Here is a 19003-nt window from a genome sequence, read left to right as displayed (position 1 = left end):
AATTAAAATTCCGAAATATCTGATTTTGTAACCCATGGCAAACGATAATTTTTTCGAACGTGTATATGAAATTGCAAGACAAATTCCTTACGGAAAAGTCACCTCGTATGGCGCCATAGCAAAAGCTTTAGGAACGGCTCGCTCTGCTAGAATGGTGGGCTGGGCAATGAATGCCTCGCATAATCTTGAAGATGTTCCAGCGCATCGGGTGGTCAATCGAAAAGGATTGTTGACTGGAAAACTTCATTTTGACGGAACTAATCTCATGCAGCAATTACTGGAAAACGAGGGAATAACTGTTGTTGATAATCAAATCATGGATTTTGAAGAACATTTTTGGACACCTCAGGTTCGTATTGAGTGACCTTTTTCGGTTCGTTACTGTAAGTTTTTTAGAGTCAAAAGAATAATTTCGCTAATAATCGCGCTCAATTTCTTCATCAATAAATGCAATACAAATCCTTTATAATAAGAACTTTTCATAGTATCTTTGTAATCTGAAATCAGTTTAAATAAAGATAATATTCTGGCGCTAAAATGCCAATAGAAAAAAGTTAACTAAAAATGAAATTAGATAGAAAAGACATTCTTAAAGCCTTAGAAACGATTACTATAGCTGGAGAAGGGAAAAATATGGTTGAAAGTGGCGCAATAGCAAATGTGATTACTTTTGGCGATGAGGTTGTAGTAGATTTAGTATTACACACACCAGCAATGCATATTAAAAAACGTGCTGAAGACGATATCAAAAAAGCAATTCTTGAATTAGTTTCTCCTGAAGCTAAAATAAAAATCAATAGTAAAGTTGACGTCCCAGACAAGCCAGAAATAAAAGGAAAATCAATTCCAGGAATAAAAAACATTATAGGTGTTGCCTCTGGTAAAGGAGGAGTTGGGAAATCTACTGTGACTGCAAACTTAGCGGTATCACTAGCAAAAATGGGTTTTTCAGTAGGAATCCTAGATGCTGATATTTACGGACCATCTATGCCAATCATGTTTGACGTAGAAAATGAAAAACCAATCTCAGTAACGGTTGATGGGAAATCAAAAATGAAACCTGTTGAAAGCTACGAAGTAAAAATGTTATCTATAGGATTTTTTACAGCGCCAAGTCAAGCAGTAATCTGGAGAGGACCTATGGCTTCTAAAGCGTTGAACCAAATGATTTTTGATGCAGACTGGGGAGAATTAGATTTTATGTTAGTCGATTTGCCACCGGGAACAGGTGATATTCACCTTTCTATCGTGCAATCATTGCCTATTACGGGTGTTGTAATAGTAAGTACTCCACAAGCAGTAGCTTTGGCCGATGCCAAAAAAGGAGTTTCTATGTTCATGTCAGAAGCTATAAATGTTCCTGTTTTAGGAATTATTGAAAATATGGCGTATTTCACACCAGAAGAATTACCTGAAAATAAGTACTATATCTTTGGAAAAGAAGGAGCTAGAAATCTTGCAGAAGACCTAGAAGTTCCATTTCTAGGCGAAGTGCCAATCGTACAATCCATACGTGAAGCAGGAGATTACGGTCGTCCAGCAGCAATGCAAACGGGTTCTATTATTGAAACAGTTTTCGAAGGAATTACTAGAAATGTAGTTCAAGAAGTAGTCCGTAGAAACGAAAGTTTACCTGCCACTGAAGCTGTGAAAATTACAACTATGGCCGGTTGTTCAGCAGTAAAAAAATAAAAATTAGAATCTTTCAATTTTCTAATCTTTCAATCTTTAAATAAAGAAAATGACAACAGAAGAATTATTAGTAGAAGTTCAAAAAGCACTGGAAGAAATCAGACCTTTTTTGAATTCTGACGGTGGTGATATTACACTAATTTCCATCGAAGACGACAAACACGTAAAAGTGCGTCTAGAAGGGGCATGCACGAGTTGTAGTGTGAATCAAATGACGCTAAGAGCAGGTGTGGAAACTACCATTAAAAAGTTTGCTCCCCAAATTGAAACTGTTGTAAATATCCTGTAAAGGCTTATGATTTGTTCCTTTTAAGAAAAAAAACTACTTAAGTAGTGTGCTTTTGTCTTAAAAGGACTGGTCTTGCCGTTGCCTCTACGAAACTCATAACTTATAACTCACAACTGATTTATGGATGTATTAATAAAAATTAAAGATAGAGAAGGAGTAGTGCATGAATTACAAGCTCCTACAGATATGGCTATGAATATCATGGAATTATGTAAAGCCTATGAACTTCCTGTAGAAGGAACTTGTGGCGGAATGGCCATGTGTGCTTCTTGTCAATGTTATGTTCTTAATGATGTGGCTTTACCAGAAATGGGCGATGATGAGGAAGCCATGCTATCAGAAGCATTTTACGTAAAATCAAACAGTCGTTTGGGCTGCCAAATCCCAATTACAGAAAGCCTCGAAGGATTAGAACTGGAGCTGGCTCCAGAAAATTAAAAAAATGCATCGAGTTTCTAAAACAAGATGCATTTTTTAGTTTAGTAAAATAGTTACTGCTTTTGGCACAATTCGTTCTACAAATAAAGAATACGCTAATTCCGAAGGATGTAATCCGTCTTGAGCTACTAGATTTTTATTGGTCAAACCTTGTCTGGTGATGTCAGTTATATTTATAAATAGTATCGTATTGTCATCGCAGTATTTTTTTGCAAAAGTATTATACTGATCTATTGCTGTAGAAATTGTTGTTTGATTTCCTGATGCTTGACCAAAAGGAGTATAAGCATAATCTGGAATAGAAACCACAATTACATTCGTTTTATCCCCTTTTGCAAGAGCAATAGCTTTGTTTACTAATTCAGGAAATTCTTTTTCATATAACGAAAAAGGCTTGTTTTGATATTGATTGTTTACGCCTATTAGCAGTGTTACTAAATCATAATTTGAAGTTGGATTTTGTGTATTTATGGCCGAAATTAAGTTGGTGGTAGTCCAACCGGTTTGTGCAATAATTTTTAAAGAATAGGTATTGTTCGAATTTAAATTGCCTAAGCTTTTTGATAATTGTGCGGGGAATCTACACGTTTCACAAACGCTCTGTCCAATGGTGTAGCTATCTCCAAGGGCTAAATAAGTGTAGGATTTGGTTTGAGTTTGTGGAGGTATAATTGTTGAACTAGGAACGGGACTTTCAGTGCTACAGCCCGCTACCAAAAGGAATAAAAAGAACGCAACTATTATTTGTAATTGATTTTTCACTATTTTAAAAATTGGTGTTACTCATTTCTAAATAATAGTTACGTTTATTTGAAAGTATTGGTTTTATGCCAATTCAACATTCATTAGTATCGTTTCTTCGATAGCATCCCAAAGTCCAATGCGTTTCTCTAATGCTAAAATTGAAATTTCTTCTACGTCTGACCATTTTTGAGCATCTGTTCCGCAAAGCTCCGTAATCATTTTCATAGCCATTGGACCATGATCATCAGCATCTAATTCGATATGTCTTTCGAAATAATAAATCAGTTTGCTCAAATCAGTTTCCGGGAAATTTTCTTGAAAATTTTTCAAAATTTCGGTAAACATACTTGGGATTAGATCTTCTCTTCCAAAAGTGAATGCTGCAGCAATTTCATGAGATTTACCTTCGTCAATAACTCTAAAGGTAAAGTCTAGGAATGCCTTGATGTTTGGGTGTAAGTTACTTGTTTTAATAGCAACAAAGATGTTTTTTAGCGAATTTACTTCGGATAAGAAATGTTCAATTCCGGTTGTATTTGCGCCACAAGCCTCCATAGCTTCAATGTACATTTCATAATGACTTTGACGACGGCCATCAATTGTCAAATCTGACTCTTCGGCAAGTACTATTTCGTTTATTAAATACCTGGTTTCAGGATTTTGAGTAGCAAACCAAGGAGTTGTTGTACACGTTAATTTAGATTGTAATGCTTTTAATAAAGACATGAAATCCCAAACGGCGTAGACGTGGTTTTCAAGAAAACACCGTAAGTCCTCTATGTTTTTTACTTTTTTATATAAAGAATGTTGTAACAATAGTTCTTTCTGGGGCTGAATGCTATTGTTGATGGTTTCAATATTCATGAGTGGTATTTTTATGTAAATATAAAAAAGCTTCTTGTTTCCAAGAAGCTTTTTCGATCAATTTTATAAATACTTTAATAGTTGTTGATTACTATTTAAAGGCTGGAATTCCAGTAATATCCATTCCTGTAATCAGTAAGTGAATGTCGTGGGTTCCTTCATAGGTTATTACGGATTCTAGATTCATCATGTGTCGCATGATTGAATATTCACCTGTAATTCCCATTCCGCCTAACATTTGTCTAGCTTCACGAGCAATGTGAATCGCCATGTCTACATTGTTTCTTTTGGCCATTGAGATCTGAGCCGTTGTTGCTTTGCCTTCGTTTCTTAAAACGCCTAATCTCCAAGTCAATAATTGTGCTTTAGTGATTTCAGTGATCATTTCGGCCAATTTCTTTTGCTGTAATTGTGTTCCTGCAATAGGTTTGTCAAACTGGATTCTTTCTTTAGCGTAACGCAGCGCCGTATCGTAACAATCCATCGCAGCTCCAATAGCGCCCCATGCAATTCCGTAACGCGCTGAATCAAGACAACCAAGTGGTGCTCCTAATCCAGATTTATTTGGTAATAGGTTCTCTTTAGGTACTTTTACATTGTCAAAAATCAATTCTCCAGTTGAGGACGCACGAAGTGACCATTTATTATGCGTTTCCGGAGTAGAAAAACCTTCCATTCCGCGCTCTACGATTAAACCGTGAATTCTTCCTTCTTCATTTTTTGCCCAAACAATAGCAATATCAGCAAATGGTGCATTTGAAATCCACATTTTGGCACCATTCAATAGATAATGGTCGCCCATATCTTTAAAGTTGGTTATCATACTTCCTGGATCAGAGCCGTAATTAGGTTCTGTTAATCCAAAACAGCCCATAAATTCTCCAGTAGCTAATTTAGGTAAGTATTTTTGGCGTTGTTCTTCATTCCCATATTTCCAAATTGGATACATCACTAAAGAAGATTGTACAGATGAAGTGGAACGAACACCAGAATCACCGCGTTCAATTTCCTGCATAATTAAACCATACGATATTTGGTCTAAACCTGCGCCACCATATTCTTCCGGAATGTAAGGTCCAAAACCGCCAATTTCACCCAAACCTTTAATGATTTGTTTTGGGAATTCTGCTTTTTGAGCATATTCTTCTATAATAGGAGACACTTCACGTTTTACCCATGCACGGGCAGAATCACGTACTAGTTTGTGTTCTTCTGTTAGTAAATCGTCTAAGTTATAATAATCTGGTGCTTGAAATAGATCTGGTCTCATGGTTAGGTAATTTTTATATGATGCAAATTTACGTAAAGAAATATAACAAAAGCATTAACAAATGTTATATTTTTTTGTTTTTAAGAAAAAATGACGAATTTCGAAATCAAATAAGTGGTACTTTAAACTTTGATTTAAAAAATAAATCGAGGCTTACTAATTTACAATAAAATAATAAATGTTGTTTGAAATTTGTGTTAAATGAAATGGTTGCTGTAGATTAGTAAAATCCTGAATTACATTTTCAAATAAAAATCTTTTGTCAATTCGATATATTCCGGGGTGTATTGATGTCTTGAAGTCTCGATAATTAATTCGTCAATTGGAAAATCAATAGTTTCTTTTCGGGTAAATGCGAGTAAGCTACGCTTTATTTCGGAAGTTGGAGTTCCTTTTACGCGAGTGATTTTAATTGGATGCAGTTTGTATTCATTGGCTAAAGCCAAGAAATTTTCTTCTTCTTTGAAAGGAATGATTACTGCGAATATTCCGTTTTCAGAAAGTAGTAAAGCGGCAGCTTCAATTAAATCTTCAAAAGGCATAGCGTCAGCAAAACGGGCTAAATCGCGTTGCTCGTTTTCGGATTTGTAATCGTCAGTGTAAAATGGAGGGTTGGAAACAATTAAATCGTACTCGTCTTCTGGTTCTTCTACAAATTCGTCTAAACCGGCATGAAAACAAAATAAGCGATCACTCCAGGGGGAGTTTTCAAAATTATGTACAGATTGTTCGTATGCTTCTTCGTCGATTTCCAAAGCGTCAATTTGTTCTGCGTTGCTTCTTTGTGCAAGCATTAAAGCGATTACGCCTGTTCCGGTTCCAACATCTAAAATGCTAAAAGGGTTGTTTTCAATGGGTGTCCATGCACCAAGTAAAACGCCATCTGTTCCAATTTTCATGGCACAACGATCTTGTTGGATTGAAAATTGTTTAAAGCGGAATTGGGACATAGAGATTTCAGATTGAAGATTAACGATTTTTGATTGCAGATTTTAGCAACTGAATACTTTGATTTTAGATTAACGATTTTTTCGATTAACCGAATAAACAAATAATCGATTAAACTTTTCTAAAGATACATTTCGATTAATCCTTCAGGCAAGTCCATGATGACTTTTTTATTTTCCCTGTCAATTTTTACAAGAAAATGGTCAATCATAGGAATAAGAATTTCTACATCGCCGTTTAAAACTTCAAATAATGGCTGAGCAGTAGTGTCATTTATGGATTCAATTTTTCCAACAATACCAAGGCGTTTGTCTTCAACTTCAAAACCAATTACTTCATGAAAGTAGAATTTATTGCCGGTAAGTTTTGGCAACATATTTAAGGGAAGATATAAGTCGTTGCCTATGACAGCATCGGCATCTTCTTCGGTATTCATATCTTCAAAACGAATTCTAAGAAAGTCGTTTTTGTGCAGTGAACTGCTTTCAATAAAAAAAGGAACCAAGTGTTTGTTGCATTCAACAAACACTGATTCCAAGTTTTCGTATAACTCAGGTTCGTCTGTGTCTAAATAGGCAAGAACTTCCCCTTTGAAACTAAATTTTTTAGCGATTTTACCTAAGTAGAAACAATCTTCTTTACGCATCTTCGCCTTCTAAAATTATGCTTCAGTTGTTTCGTTATTTTCTTCTGCAGCAGGAGCTTCTTCAGCTTCAACTTCAGCAACTTCTTCAACAGCTGGAGTTGCAGCAGCGATAGCGTCAGCTTCTGCTTGAGCAGCTGCAGCTAAACGTTTAGCATTAACTTCTTGTTCTGCTTTGAAAGCTTTTGCTTTGTCAGCAGCTTGTGCTTTAGTCAATCCTTCTTTTTTAGCGTCAACTTTTCCTGCTTTAGCTTCTAACCAAGCAGCTAATTTTGCGTCAGCTTGTTCTTGAGTTAAAGCTCCTTTACGGATACCTCCATCAAGGTGGTGTTTCAATAAAGCTCCTTTGTAAGAAAGAATTGCTTTTGCAGTATCAGTTGGTTGAGCACCATTGTGCAACCATTTTACTGCACTATCAAGGTTTAATTCGATAGTTGCTGGGTTAGTATTTGGATTGTAAGTACCAATTTTTTCTAGGTATTTACCATCTCTTTTTGAGCGAGCATCTGCTGCTACAACCCAGTAAAAAGGTTTTTGTTTTTTACCGTGTCTTTGTAATCTAATTTTTACTGACATAATCTTGTGATTAAATTTTGAGGTACTCGACCTCGATTAATTAAGGGTGCAAAGATACATTTTTTATCGATAAATACTAATTCAATAGGTATTTTAATGAATAGTAATGTTTTAGGTATTGCTGTGTTTTTATTTTTTGGCGCAATTTTATTTTTTTAAGGTCTAATGTTATACTTTTGTTCCTCTAAAAGATGCATTTTATGAAAAAATATACTTTGTTTATTGTTATGCTTTTTTCTTTAATCTCTTGTGAAGAGAATATTACTTTTAATAATCCTTCGCTTCAAGGAATGAAGGACAATGTTTTTTGGCGAGGCGTGCAATCTAAAGCAACTTTAGGCGCTGATGGCTCGTTGCTTATAGAATCTTTTACTGCAAATGAGACTTTGTCTTTAAAAACTACATCTACTGTTGCTCAAACTTATTTTTTAGGAACCAGTGAGTCTAAGAAAGCTATTTATGCGGTTACTGATGCTACTAATGGATTAGTAACTTATTCCACGGGTTTTGGTATTGGAGAAGGACAGATTGTGATAACTCAATATGACGCTATTAATAATACTGTCACTGGTACTTTTAAGTTTAATGCAAAAAATACAAACGATAACTCTTTAGCCAATCCTTTTGTTAATTTCCAACAAGGAGTTTTTTATAAGGTTCCCGTTGTTAGTTCTCTTGTTCAGTAATCTACAACGAGTTGCTCTGCTAAACTAGCATGAGTATTTACATTGCGATATTGATTTGCTTTTTTTGAAATTAAAATAAAAACATAAATAAGCTAATATATAGTAGATTAGAAAAAAATTAGAGTACATTTGTTCTATTATTTAAATAAGTACATATGAATATTTTTGTTGGAAGCCTTCCATTCAGTATTGAGGAAGCAGATTTAAGAGAGTCTTTCGAGGCTTACGGAGCAGTTGATTCAGTTAAAATTATTACTGATAAATTTACTGGAAGAAGTAAAGGATTCGGTTTTGTTGAGATGCCAAATGATGACGAAGCTCAAAAAGCAATTGACGAATTGAACGGAGCTACTGTTCAAGGACGTGCAATCGTAGTAAACAAATCTGAGCCTAAACCAGAAGGTGAAAGAAGAAGTTTTAACAATAACAGTCGTGGTGGAGATTCACGCGGTGGTTATGGTGGTGGAAACAGCCGTGGTGGAGACAACCGTGGTGGTGGAAACAGAGGAGGATATTAATATTTTTTTCTAGCTATAAAAAAAGGTGTCAATGAAAATTGACACCTTTTTTGTTATTTATTATTTTGCTTAAAGTTGAGTAAAAGCTAAAAAGTGTGTTGTTCTTCAGGTTGTAGTTTTAGCTATTACTCAATTTTTAAACAATATAGTTTTTATAATTTATAGATTAGCAACTAACCAGTCACCGACTTCACTAGTTTTGTATGCTTTTGAGTCTTTAGAAGCTAAATCCTCGGTTACAATTCCTTGTTCCAATGATTTGTTAACGACTATTCTAATAGCTTCTGCTTCTTCTTTTAATCCAAACGCATCTTCAAACATCATCGCTGCAGATAATACAGTCGCTAGTGGATTAGCAATATTCAATCCTGTTGCTTGTGGATATGATCCGTGAATAGGCTCGTACAATGAAGTATGTTCTCCTACTGATGCTGAAGGCATTAATCCCATAGAACCTGAAATTACAGAAGCTTCATCTGTTAAAATATCACCAAATAAGTTTTCTGTAATCAATACGTCATATGAATTCGGCCATTGTACCAAACGCATGGCAACAGCATCAACGAATTCATAACTAACAGTTACCTCAGGATAATCCTTTTCCATGGCTTGTACAGTTTCTCTCCATAAACGAGAAGTTTCCAATACATTGGCTTTGTCCACACAACACAATTTTTTAGAACGGGTCATCGCTAGTTCAAAACCTTTCTTAGCTAAACGTTGTACTTCTGCTCTTGTGTACACGCAATTGTCAAAAGCGGTTTCGCCATCGTCTCTTCTTCCTTTTTCTCCAAAATAAATTCCTCCGGTAAGTTCTCTCAAGAAAACCAAATCAGTTCCTTCAATGCGTTCTCTTTTTAACGGAGAATTGTCAATTAAAGATGGGAATGTAAAGGTTGGACGTACATTGGCGAACAAGCCTAATTTTTTGCGCATCAATAATAAACCTTGCTCTGGACGAACTGGAGCGCTTGGGTCATTATCATATTTGGGATGACCAATGGCTCCGAATAAAACAGCATCAGCAGCCATACAAATTTCATGCGTTTCGTCAGGATAAGGAACTCCAACGGCATCAATGGCACAAGCTCCAGTAAGAGCTGGTGTCCACGTGATTTCATGATTGAATTTTTTTGCAATAGCATCCGAAACTTTTACAGCTTCATGGATTACTTCAGGTCCAATTCCGTCTCCGGCTAAAAGGGCTATTTTAAATTTCATTAGGTCTATTTTATATTAATGTATTTCTATTTATTATTGGGCAGCAACAACATTCAACATTTTTTGGGTTGCTATTATTGCGGCAACTGTTTGGTCTGAATCCAGTCCTCTGGTTTTGAATTCTTTTTCATTATTCGTCCATGTAATTATGGTTTCGCATAATGCATCAGAACTACTTCCTGGTGGAATTCGTACAGCATAATCAATCAATTTTGGCAATTCTAAATTTTTGCTTTTATATATTTTTGCCAATGCATTCATAAAAGCATCAAATTGTCCGTCACCTTGTGCATGCTCTTCAATGACTTCTCCATCTATTTTTAAAGATAGCGTGGTGGATGGGCGCATTCCTTTGGCATGGGATAAAATGTAGGATGCTACTATTATTTTTTCTTCATAAGTCTGGCTGTCCAAAACATCAGAAATGATATAAGGCAAATCTTCTTTGGTAACCGTTTCTTTTTTATCGCCCAATTCAATGATGCGTTGTGTAACTAATTTTAAGTCTTCGGGATTTAATTTCAACCCCAATTCTTGCAGGTTTTTCTCTATATTGGCTTTTCCAGATGTTTTTCCTAATGCATATTTTCGTTTACGTCCAAAACGTTCCGGAAGTAAATCATTAAAATATAAATTATTTTTATTGTCACCATCAGCATGAATACCTGCCGTTTGCGTAAATACATTGTCGCCAACGATAGGTTTGTTGGCAGGAATTCTATAGCCGGTGAAAGTCTCGACTAATTTACTCACAGAGTATAATGAAGATTCTTTTACACCGATTTCTATTTGCGGTAAAAAGTCATTAATTACGGCAACAGTACTTTCAAGAGGAGCATTTCCAGCACGTTCTCCCATTCCGTTTACGGTTACGTGTAGTCCATGAATACCCGCTTTTACTGCTTCCATTACATTTGCGATGCTTAAATCGTAGTCGTTGTGTGCGTGAAAATCAAAATGAGTTTCAGGGTATCTTGTTATAATTTTCGAAATAAATTCAAAAGTTTCAGAAGGGATTAAAACGCCTAAAGTGTCTGGTAATAAAACTCTTTTGATGGGTTGTTTGGTCAAAAAATCTAAATATTGAAACACATATTCAGGTGAATTACGCATTCCGTTACTCCAGTCTTCTAAATATACATTGGTCTCAATATTGTTTTCTTGAGCTAATGCTATTGTTTCTGCAATTTCGGTAAAATGTTGTTCGGGTGTTTTCTTTAACTGATGTGTTAAATGGTTAAGAGATCCTTTGGTTAATAAATTCTGGACTTTAGCTCCAGTTTTTTTCATCCAATCTATTGAAAGTCCGCCATCAACAAAGGTTAAAACTTCTATTCTATTAGAATATTCTTTCTCATCAGCCCAAGTCATAATTCCTTTTACGCCCTGAAATTCTCCTTCGCTCACGCGTGCTGAGGCAATTTCGATTCTATCAATATTTAATTCTTCCAGTAATAATTGTGCAATGGTTAGTTTTTCTGCAGCAGAAAATGATACTCCCGAGGTTTGTTCCCCGTCACGGAGTGTCGTATCCATTATTTCAATTTTTCTTTTTTTCATTATAAATTTGATGCTAAAAGTGGTTTTGACTTCAGTAATTTGAAATCTTGCTGTTGTGTTTTATAAAAAGGTAAAAGCAGTTATCTGGCTTAACAATACTATTGAGCTTAAGATAACTGCTTTTTTATTGTTTGTTTTTTAGTAAGGAAGGGTATTGGCAAACCCAACAATCTCTTCTTTGATGTTTTGTAAATAGTCAATATCATCAAAACCATTCAACATATTATTCTTTTTGTATCCATTGATGTCAAAAGATTCTTTTGCACCAGTTGCTAACAAAGTAATAGTTTGTTCTTGTAAGTTGATTTCCAATTCTGTTTTTGGATCAGCTTCAATAGCGTTGAAGATTGTTTCGGCAAATTCCGGACTCACTTGTACCGGTAAAACACCAATGTTTAAACAGTTTCCTTTGAAGATATCAGCAAAGAAACTGGAAACTACAGCACGAAATCCATAATCGTAAACTGCCCAAGCTGCGTGCTCTCTTGAAGAGCCCGAACCAAAGTTTTTTCCGCCGACTAATATTTTTCCGCTGTAAGTTGCGTCATTCAATACGAAATCTGCTTTTGGAGTATCGTCTCCATTATATCTCCAGTCTCTGAACAGATTGTCACCAAAAGCTTCACGTTTAGTAGCTTTCAAGAAACGTGCTGGGATGATTTGATCGGTATCTACGTTTTCTATTGGTAGTGGCACTGCACTACTGGTAAGTATATTAAATTTATCGTATGCCATTTTATTTTTGATTTTTAATTAACGATTTCTGATTTTTGATTTACCGTGAGGAAAATGTAATCTTAAGCGCCAACTAATATTATTTTATATTCTATAATTTAAACTGAATGTTGTGTCGATTTTAACGAAATCTGAAATGCTATGCCAATTCGCTGAAGCTCGGGTCAAAAATCGTTAATATACATTCTGAAATCTTTTAAAATAAATCTCTAGGATCTGTTAGTTTTCCGGTAACTGCTGCAGCTGCGGCCATAATCGGACTTGCCAATAATGTTCTTGAACCGGGACCTTGACGACCTTCGAAGTTTCTGTTGGAAGTACTTACTGCATATTTTCCGGCAGGAACTTTATCATCGTTCATCGCTAAACAAGCCGAACAGCCTGGCTGACGCAATACAAAACCAGCTTCAGTAAGAATATCTAATAATCCTTCTTCTTTAATCTGAGCTTCTACTACGTGTGAACCTGGAACCAACCATGCGGTAACATTATCTGCTTTTTTTCTGCCTTTTACAATTTCTGTAAAAGCTCTGAAATCTTCAATTCTACCATTGGTACAACTTCCCAAGAAAACAAAATCAATTGGTTTGCCAATCATTACGTCGTTTTCTTCAAAGCCCATGTAAGCCAAAGACTTTTTGTACGTTTCCTCGCCACCTTCTACTTGGTTGGCGTTTGGAATATTTTTTGAGATACCAATTCCCATTCCAGGATTGGTTCCGTAAGTAATCATTGGTTCAATATCTGCGGCATTGATGTTTAATTCTGCATCAAAAATTGCATCAGCATCTGTTTTCAAGGTTTTCCAATATTCAACAGCTTTTGTCCAAGCTTCGCCTTTTGGAGCATATAATCTTCCTTCTAAGAAATCAAATGTTTTTTGGTCAGGAGCAATCATACCACCACGAGCACCCATTTCGATACTCAAGTTACAAACGGTCATACGACCTTCCATAGACATGTTTTCAAAAACGTCTCCGGCGTATTCTGCAAAATATCCGGTACCTCCAGAAGTAGTTAATTGAGAAATAATATACAATGCGACGTCTTTTGGACCAACACCTTTACTCAATTCACCATTTACGTTGATACGCATTTTCTTTGGTTTCGGTTGCATGATACATTGTGTCGCCATCACCATTTCAACCTCCGAAGTTCCAATACCAAAAGCAATTGCGCCAAAAGCACCATGTGTAGAAGTATGAGAATCTCCACAAACAATAGTTGCGCCTGGCAAAGTAATTCCGTTTTCAGGACCTACTACGTGAACGATACCATTTTTTTGGTGACCTAATCCCCAATGCGAAATACCATATTCAGCTGCGTTATCTTCTAATGCCTTAAGTTGATTGGCAGATAATGCATCTTGAACCGGTAAATGTTGATTTATAGTTGGGGTGTTGTGATCCGCAGTAGCAAAAGTGCGCTCTGGATATAATACTGAAATTCCTCTTTCTTTCAAACCTAAAAAAGCTACAGGACTAGTAACTTCATGGATGAAATGACGGTCAATAAAAAACACGTCTGGTCCATCTTCAATTTTACGCACCACGTGCGAATCCCATACTTTGTCAAATAATGTAGTACTCATTTTAATATGTTTTTAATGTATTTTTTTATAGCCAAGTTGGCTAAGATGATAACAATGAAAGCAAAACTAAAAAAAGAATCAAGTCTTTATTTTTTAATATTGCATTATATACGATACCCAAAATCGTATTAGTGAATTTCTTTGCTGATTTTTATCTTTTGGGTTTCTTTTTTAAAAGTGTGATTCTTTATTTAGAGATGATAAAAAATCAATTTCTTGCTGTTTTTTATATTTGTAGAATCGATAAAAAAAGCTTTTAAAAAGCTATTATATTTATGAATATTTAATTAAACGGAACTAAAATTAACTATTTTTTAATTTTAAATTCACTATTTCACTTTCATTGAAACTGTTTTTCGATGTGATTTTCTTAGTTAATGGCATATTTTTTCGACGTATTTCAGTATTTTTTTTTGATGAAATACTACGACATCCAAAAAATCATTACGGACTCTTTTTATCTTTTTAACAAGATACTATCAAGCTGATTTGTTGAAAGTGATTGTAGTTTTAATAGGAGAATAGTACAGGAAAATAAATTTGTTTTTTGTTGATAACTTACTTCTATTCTACCCTAAAAAAAACTAAATTTGAAATTCATTTTTTGCGATTTTTCAAAATCACAAACACTTCAAATCCAGATATGTACTTAATATTCGATACCGAAACTACAGGATTACCAAAGCGTTGGGGCGCACCCATTTCAGATACGGACAACTGGCCGCGTTGTATTCAAATCGCTTGGCAGTTGCACGATGATATGGGAAAACTAATCGAGCATCAAGATTATTTGGTGAAGCCCGAAGGTTTTAATATTCCGTATGACGCGGAACGAATCCACGGTATTTCGACTGAATTGGCAGAAGCCGATGGTATTTCGTTAGCAGAAGTTTTGGAGAAATTCAATATCGCTTTAGGCAAAGCCAAATTTATTGTGGGTCAGAATCTAGGTTTTGATATCAACATTATGGGTTGCGAGTTTTATAGAATGGGAGTGGAAAGCCAAATGAGTTCGATGCCAATTTTAGATACTTGTACCGAAGTTACCGCTTCCTTATTGAAATTGCCGGGTGGTCGAGGAGGAAAATTCAAACTGCCTACATTAACGGAATTGCACTCTTATCTTTTTAATAAACCTTTTGGCGAAGCGCACAACGCGACTGCCGATGTCGAGGCAACCACGCGTTGTTTCCTAGAGTTAATTCGTCGTGATGTTTTCACAAAAGAGGAACTGGATGTGCCTGCCAGTTATTTTCAAGACTTTCAAAGCAAGAATCCAAGTGAGATTAAGCTCATTGGTTTAAAACATATCAATCTCAAGGAAGCTTCGGATAAAATCCGTCAGCAGTTTGGCGAAAAACAAGCACCAGCCGTTTCAAGAGCAGAGCTTTCTGAGAATAAAAAAGTACTTATTGATGCGCCTTTCGTGCATTTGCACAATCATACGCAGTTTTCGGTGTTGCAGTCTACGATTAGTATTGCGGCATTGGTAAAAGCGGCGGCACAACAAAAAATGCCTGCGGTTGCCATGACGGATCATGCGAATTTGATGGGTGCTTTTCATTTTGTACGTGATATTTTATACCATAATAAGGCGGCTGAAGCCAAGAATAAAGCGGCAATCGAAAATGGTGAAGAGCCTACCGAAGTTCCGATGAAGCCAATAGTAGGTTGCGAATTTTTTGTTTGTGAAGACCATAAAAACAAGTCGGTTAAGGATAATGGATACCAAATAGTACTTTTGGCGAAGACCAAAAAAGGCTATCATAATTTGGCTAAAATGTCTTCCATCGCTTATACGGAAGGTTTTTATTATGTGCCAAGAATCGACAGGAAAGTCATTCAGGAATTCAAAGAAGATATTGTTGTTTTGTCTGGGAATTTGTATGGCGAAATTCCAAATAAGATTTTAAATATTGGTGAAAATCAGGCCGAAGAAGCCTTAATTTGGTGGAAAAACGAGTTCAAGGAAGATTTTTACATTGAGGTGATGCGTCACAATCAAGAAGATGAAAATAGGGTGAATGACTCATTGATTTCATTGGCCAGAAAACACGATGTCAAGATTGTAGCGACAAACAACACCTTTTATATAGATAAGGAAAATTCGAATGCACACGATATTTTACTTTGTGTGCGTGATGGTGAAAAGCAGACAACACCAATAGGTCGCGGTCGTGGCTATCGTTACGGATTGCCGAATCAGGAATATTATTTCAAGTCGGGAGACGAAATGAAACAGCTTTTTGCCAATTTGCCTGAGGCAATTTCGAATATCTCTGAGATTGTAGATAAGATTGAAATTTTCGATTTGGCACGTGAAGTTTTGCTTCCAAAATTTGAAATTCCGGTCGAGTTTAATGATCCTGAAGATGAAAAAGACGGTGGCGTACGAGGCGAAAATGCGTATTTGAGGCATCTTACTTTTGAAGGAGCAAGAAGACGATATCCAATAATTACTGAAGAAATTCAGGAACGATTGGATTTTGAATTGTTGACGATATCCAATTCTGGTTATCCGGGTTATTTCCTGATTGTACAGGATTTAATTGCTGAGGCGAGAAGTATGGGTGTTTCTGTAGGCCCTGGTCGGGGATCTGCTGCAGGTTCGGTGGTCGCGTATTGTTTGAAAATTACCAACATCGACCCATTGATGTACAACCTGCTTTTTGAGCGTTTCCTGAATCCAGATCGTGTGTCATTACCCGATATTGATATCGATTTTGATGATGAAGGTCGTAGCAGTGTAATGGATTATGTGATTAGAAAATACGGCTCGAAACAAGTGGCACAAATTATCACCTACGGTAAAATGGCTACTAAATCAGCTATTCGTGATACCGCTCGTGTACTCGATTTGCCTTTGTTCGAAGCAGATAAAATTGCCAAGTTGATTCCAGGAATGATGCCTTCTAAATGGAATTTAGCTCGTTTTTTAAATGAGAAAGAAGACACTATTAAGAAGGCCGTTCGTCCGGAAGAATACGATAAAATTAAAGAATTAATAGGACTTGCTAATGAAGATGATTTAGGTGGAGAAACCATTCAGCAAGCCAAAGTTTTAGAAGGAAACCTAAGAAATACAGGAATTCATGCTTGTGGAGTAATTATTACGCCAAGCGATATTACGAATTTTGTTCCTGTGGCTACGGCCAAAGATTCGGATTTATATGTGACTCAGTTTGATAACTCGGTTGTGGAAAGCGCTGGTTTGTTGAAAATGGACTTCTTGGGTCTGAAAACCCTAACTTTGATAAAAGATACCGTTAAATTAGTCAAATACAGAAGTGGAATTGACTTAAATCCGGATGAATTTCCAATTGATGATGTCAAGACGTATGAGCTTTTTCAACGCGGAGAAACAGTAGGGATTTTTCAGTATGAGAGTCCAGGAATGCAAAAATACATGAAGGAATTAAAGCCGACTGTTTTTCCCGATTTGATTGCGATGAATGCCTTGTATCGTCCAGGTCCAATTGCTTACATTCCGAGTTTTGTCAAACGAAAAAATGGCGAAGAGGAAATTATTTATGACTTGGATGCCTGCGAAGAATTACTAAAAGATACCTACGGAATTACCGTTTACCAAGAACAGGTAATGCTTTTGTCCCAAAAATTAGCGGATTTCTCGAAAGGTGATGCCGACGTTTTGCGTAAAGCGATGGGGAAAAAGCAAAAAGACGTTTTGGATAAAATGAAACCCAAATTTATCAGTCAGGCTGCCGCCAAAGGGCATGCCGAAGATAAGTTGGAGAAAATATGGAAAGACTGGGAAGCCTTCGCGGAATACGCTTTTAATAAATCACACTCTACTTGTTACGCTTGGATTGCGTATCAAACCGCTTATTTGAAAGCCAATTATCCAGCCGAATATATGGCTGCGGTATTGTCGAATAACATGAGTGATATCAAGCAGGTTTCGTTCTTTATGGAAGAATGCAAGCGTATGGGATTACAAGTTTTAGGACCGGATGTAAATGAGTCATTTTATAAATTTACTGTAAATGACGATTATGCGGTACGTTTTGGAATGGGTGCCATAAAAGGGGTAGGCTCTGGTGCTGTAGCAACGATTGTGGAGAATAGAAAAGATGGAAAATACAAATCGATTTTTGATTTAGCAAAGCGAATTGATTTGCGTGCCGCTAACAAAAAAGCAATTGAAAATTTGGCTTTGGCAGGAGGATTTGATTCTTTTGGTGACACCACTCGAGCGCAATATTTTCACGACGATGGCGATGGAATTACATTTTATGAAAAAGCGATTCGGTATGGATCGAAATTTCAGGAAAATGAGAATTCTTCTCAAGTAAGTTTATTTGGGGATACTAGCGAAGTGCAAATTGCCGAGCCTATCGTGCCTCCTTGCGAGGATTGGAGCACGATGGAAAAACTCGCTAGAGAAAAAGAAGTGGTAGGGATCTATATTTCGGGACATCCATTAGATGATTTTAGATTTGAAATGAAATATTTCTGCAATTCAAAATTAGAAGCGCTTAAAAATATGGAGGCATATGTGGGTAAAACCCTTGCTTTTGGCGGTATCGTTTCTAATGTGCAAAGGCGTATAGCTAAAAACGGTAAGGAATGGGCTATTTTTAACTTGGAAGGTTTTGATGAAAGTTTTGAATTTAAAATATTCAATGAAGAATATTTGAATTTTCATCGCTACTTGCTGCCTAATAATTTTGTTTATTTTAAAATACTGATAAAAGATGGCTGGGTAAATAGAGACACTGGAAAAAAATCAGAACCCAGAATACAGTTTACGGATGCTAAGCAATTGCAGGATGTATTGAGTATTTTTGCTAAAAAATTAGTCTTGCTTTTGAATATATCCGATTTGGAAACAGGTTTTATTCATAAATTAAGCCACTTATTTCAAGAGAATAAAGGAGATAATACCGTTTCTTTTGAAATTATGGAATTAGAAAAAACAAGAAGGCTCGTTCCTATTGCTCCTATTGAAATAGAAAATGAAGAAGAGGTTTTTGTCGATGAGAATGAAGATTCCGAAATCGAAGTTATGGGGGGGCCAGAGACAAGTGTTGTAGCAAAAGTGGAGGAAGTCGAAGAAATAAAAGTGGTCACTAAATTAACAATGCCGAGTAGAAAACTAAAAATCAAGATTTCTAATGAATTGTTGACGGAATTGGATAAGATGAAGATTAATTTTAAGTTGAATTAAAGTACTGCGATTTATAAACAGAACTTAAATAATCTTACTT

17 protein-coding genes are annotated in these 19003 nt (G+C 36.0%); 7 read left to right on the top strand and 10 right to left on the bottom strand.

Annotation, left to right across the window (positions count from 1 at the left end):
* Positions 1-34 precede the first annotated feature (34 nt).
* The 4 genes from V5J73_RS13565 to V5J73_RS13550 all read left to right on the top strand — a co-directional run bounded on the left by V5J73_RS13565 (position 35) and on the right by V5J73_RS13550 (position 2419).
* Entirely contained in the window at positions 35-364 is a 330-nt protein-coding gene (locus V5J73_RS13565) for an MGMT family protein (RefSeq protein WP_338646507.1), read from the top strand.
* A gap of 200 nt (positions 365-564) precedes the next feature.
* Complete coding sequence (locus V5J73_RS13560) at positions 565-1692, top strand: Mrp/NBP35 family ATP-binding protein (protein ID WP_338646506.1); 1128 nt, start codon at positions 565-567, stop codon at positions 1690-1692.
* A gap of 49 nt (positions 1693-1741) precedes the next feature.
* On the top strand, positions 1742-1981 hold the full coding sequence (locus V5J73_RS13555) for a NifU family protein (RefSeq protein WP_091172742.1): 240 nt from the start codon (positions 1742-1744) through the stop codon (positions 1979-1981).
* A gap of 120 nt (positions 1982-2101) precedes the next feature.
* Positions 2102-2419, top strand: coding sequence for a 2Fe-2S iron-sulfur cluster-binding protein (locus V5J73_RS13550; RefSeq protein ID WP_035668621.1), 318 nt, complete (start codon positions 2102-2104; stop codon positions 2417-2419).
* Positions 2420-2455: 36 nt separating this feature from the next.
* On the opposite strand, the gene V5J73_RS13545 is transcribed toward V5J73_RS13550, so the two are convergent.
* The 6 genes from V5J73_RS13545 to V5J73_RS13520 form a co-directional block, all read right to left on the bottom strand.
* Complete coding sequence (locus tag V5J73_RS13545) at positions 2456-3181, bottom strand: SGNH/GDSL hydrolase family protein (RefSeq protein ID WP_445236402.1); 726 nt, start codon at positions 3179-3181, stop codon at positions 2456-2458.
* A gap of 63 nt (positions 3182-3244) precedes the next feature.
* Positions 3245-4027: a DUF3050 domain-containing protein gene (locus V5J73_RS13540; protein ID WP_338646505.1), complete on the bottom strand. Its 783-nt coding sequence runs from the start codon at positions 4025-4027 to the stop codon at positions 3245-3247.
* A gap of 91 nt (positions 4028-4118) precedes the next feature.
* On the bottom strand, positions 4119-5297 hold the full coding sequence (locus V5J73_RS13535) for an acyl-CoA dehydrogenase family protein (protein WP_338646504.1): 1179 nt from the start codon (positions 5295-5297) through the stop codon (positions 4119-4121).
* Positions 5298-5533: 236 nt separating this feature from the next.
* The gene (locus tag V5J73_RS13530) at positions 5534-6247 is read right to left on the bottom strand and encodes a tRNA1(Val) (adenine(37)-N6)-methyltransferase (RefSeq protein ID WP_338646503.1); all 714 of its coding nucleotides are present in this window, start codon (positions 6245-6247) and stop codon (positions 5534-5536) included.
* 119 nt (positions 6248-6366) lie between these two features.
* Positions 6367-6891 (bottom strand): ribosome maturation factor RimM, encoded by a 525-nt coding sequence (gene rimM, locus V5J73_RS13525; protein WP_099713725.1) that lies wholly within the window; start codon positions 6889-6891, stop codon positions 6367-6369.
* 15 nt (positions 6892-6906) lie between these two features.
* On the bottom strand, positions 6907-7464 hold the full coding sequence (locus V5J73_RS13520) for a 30S ribosomal protein S16 (RefSeq protein ID WP_338646502.1): 558 nt from the start codon (positions 7462-7464) through the stop codon (positions 6907-6909).
* Between the two features lie 200 nt (positions 7465-7664).
* On the opposite strand from V5J73_RS13520, the gene V5J73_RS13515 reads away from it, so the two are divergent.
* Positions 7665-8150: a DUF6252 family protein gene (locus tag V5J73_RS13515; protein ID WP_338646501.1), complete on the top strand. Its 486-nt coding sequence runs from the start codon at positions 7665-7667 to the stop codon at positions 8148-8150.
* A 155-nt stretch (positions 8151-8305) separates the two neighbouring features.
* The gene (locus tag V5J73_RS13510) at positions 8306-8668 is read left to right on the top strand and encodes an RNA recognition motif domain-containing protein (RefSeq protein ID WP_099713722.1); all 363 of its coding nucleotides are present in this window, start codon (positions 8306-8308) and stop codon (positions 8666-8668) included.
* Between the two features lie 159 nt (positions 8669-8827).
* Here V5J73_RS13510 and leuB read toward each other — a convergent pair whose 3' ends face one another.
* From leuB to leuC, 4 genes are all read right to left on the bottom strand, one after another.
* Positions 8828-9889 carry a 3-isopropylmalate dehydrogenase gene (gene leuB, locus V5J73_RS13505; RefSeq protein WP_338646500.1) on the bottom strand — a complete coding sequence of 354 codons (1062 nt, stop codon included), beginning with the start codon at positions 9887-9889 and terminating at the stop codon, positions 8828-8830.
* A gap of 33 nt (positions 9890-9922) precedes the next feature.
* Complete coding sequence (locus tag V5J73_RS13500) at positions 9923-11449, bottom strand: alpha-isopropylmalate synthase regulatory domain-containing protein (protein WP_338646499.1); 1527 nt, start codon at positions 11447-11449, stop codon at positions 9923-9925.
* A gap of 138 nt (positions 11450-11587) precedes the next feature.
* Positions 11588-12184, bottom strand: a complete 597-nt coding sequence (gene leuD, locus V5J73_RS13495; RefSeq protein ID WP_099713719.1) for a 3-isopropylmalate dehydratase small subunit — start codon at positions 12182-12184, stop codon at positions 11588-11590.
* Between the two features lie 196 nt (positions 12185-12380).
* Entirely contained in the window at positions 12381-13775 is a 1395-nt protein-coding gene (leuC, locus tag V5J73_RS13490) for a 3-isopropylmalate dehydratase large subunit (RefSeq protein WP_338646498.1), read from the bottom strand.
* A gap of 643 nt (positions 13776-14418) precedes the next feature.
* Between leuC and dnaE the strand changes: the two genes are divergently transcribed.
* Entirely contained in the window at positions 14419-18963 is a 4545-nt protein-coding gene (gene dnaE / locus V5J73_RS13485) for a DNA polymerase III subunit alpha (RefSeq protein WP_338646497.1), read from the top strand.
* The last annotated feature ends 40 nt before the right edge of the window (positions 18964-19003 follow it).

Source organism: Flavobacterium sp. KS-LB2 (assembly GCF_036895565.1).
GTDB lineage: Bacteria > Bacteroidota > Bacteroidia > Flavobacteriales > Flavobacteriaceae > Flavobacterium.
This window is presented reverse-complemented; position numbering and strand designations above follow the sequence as displayed.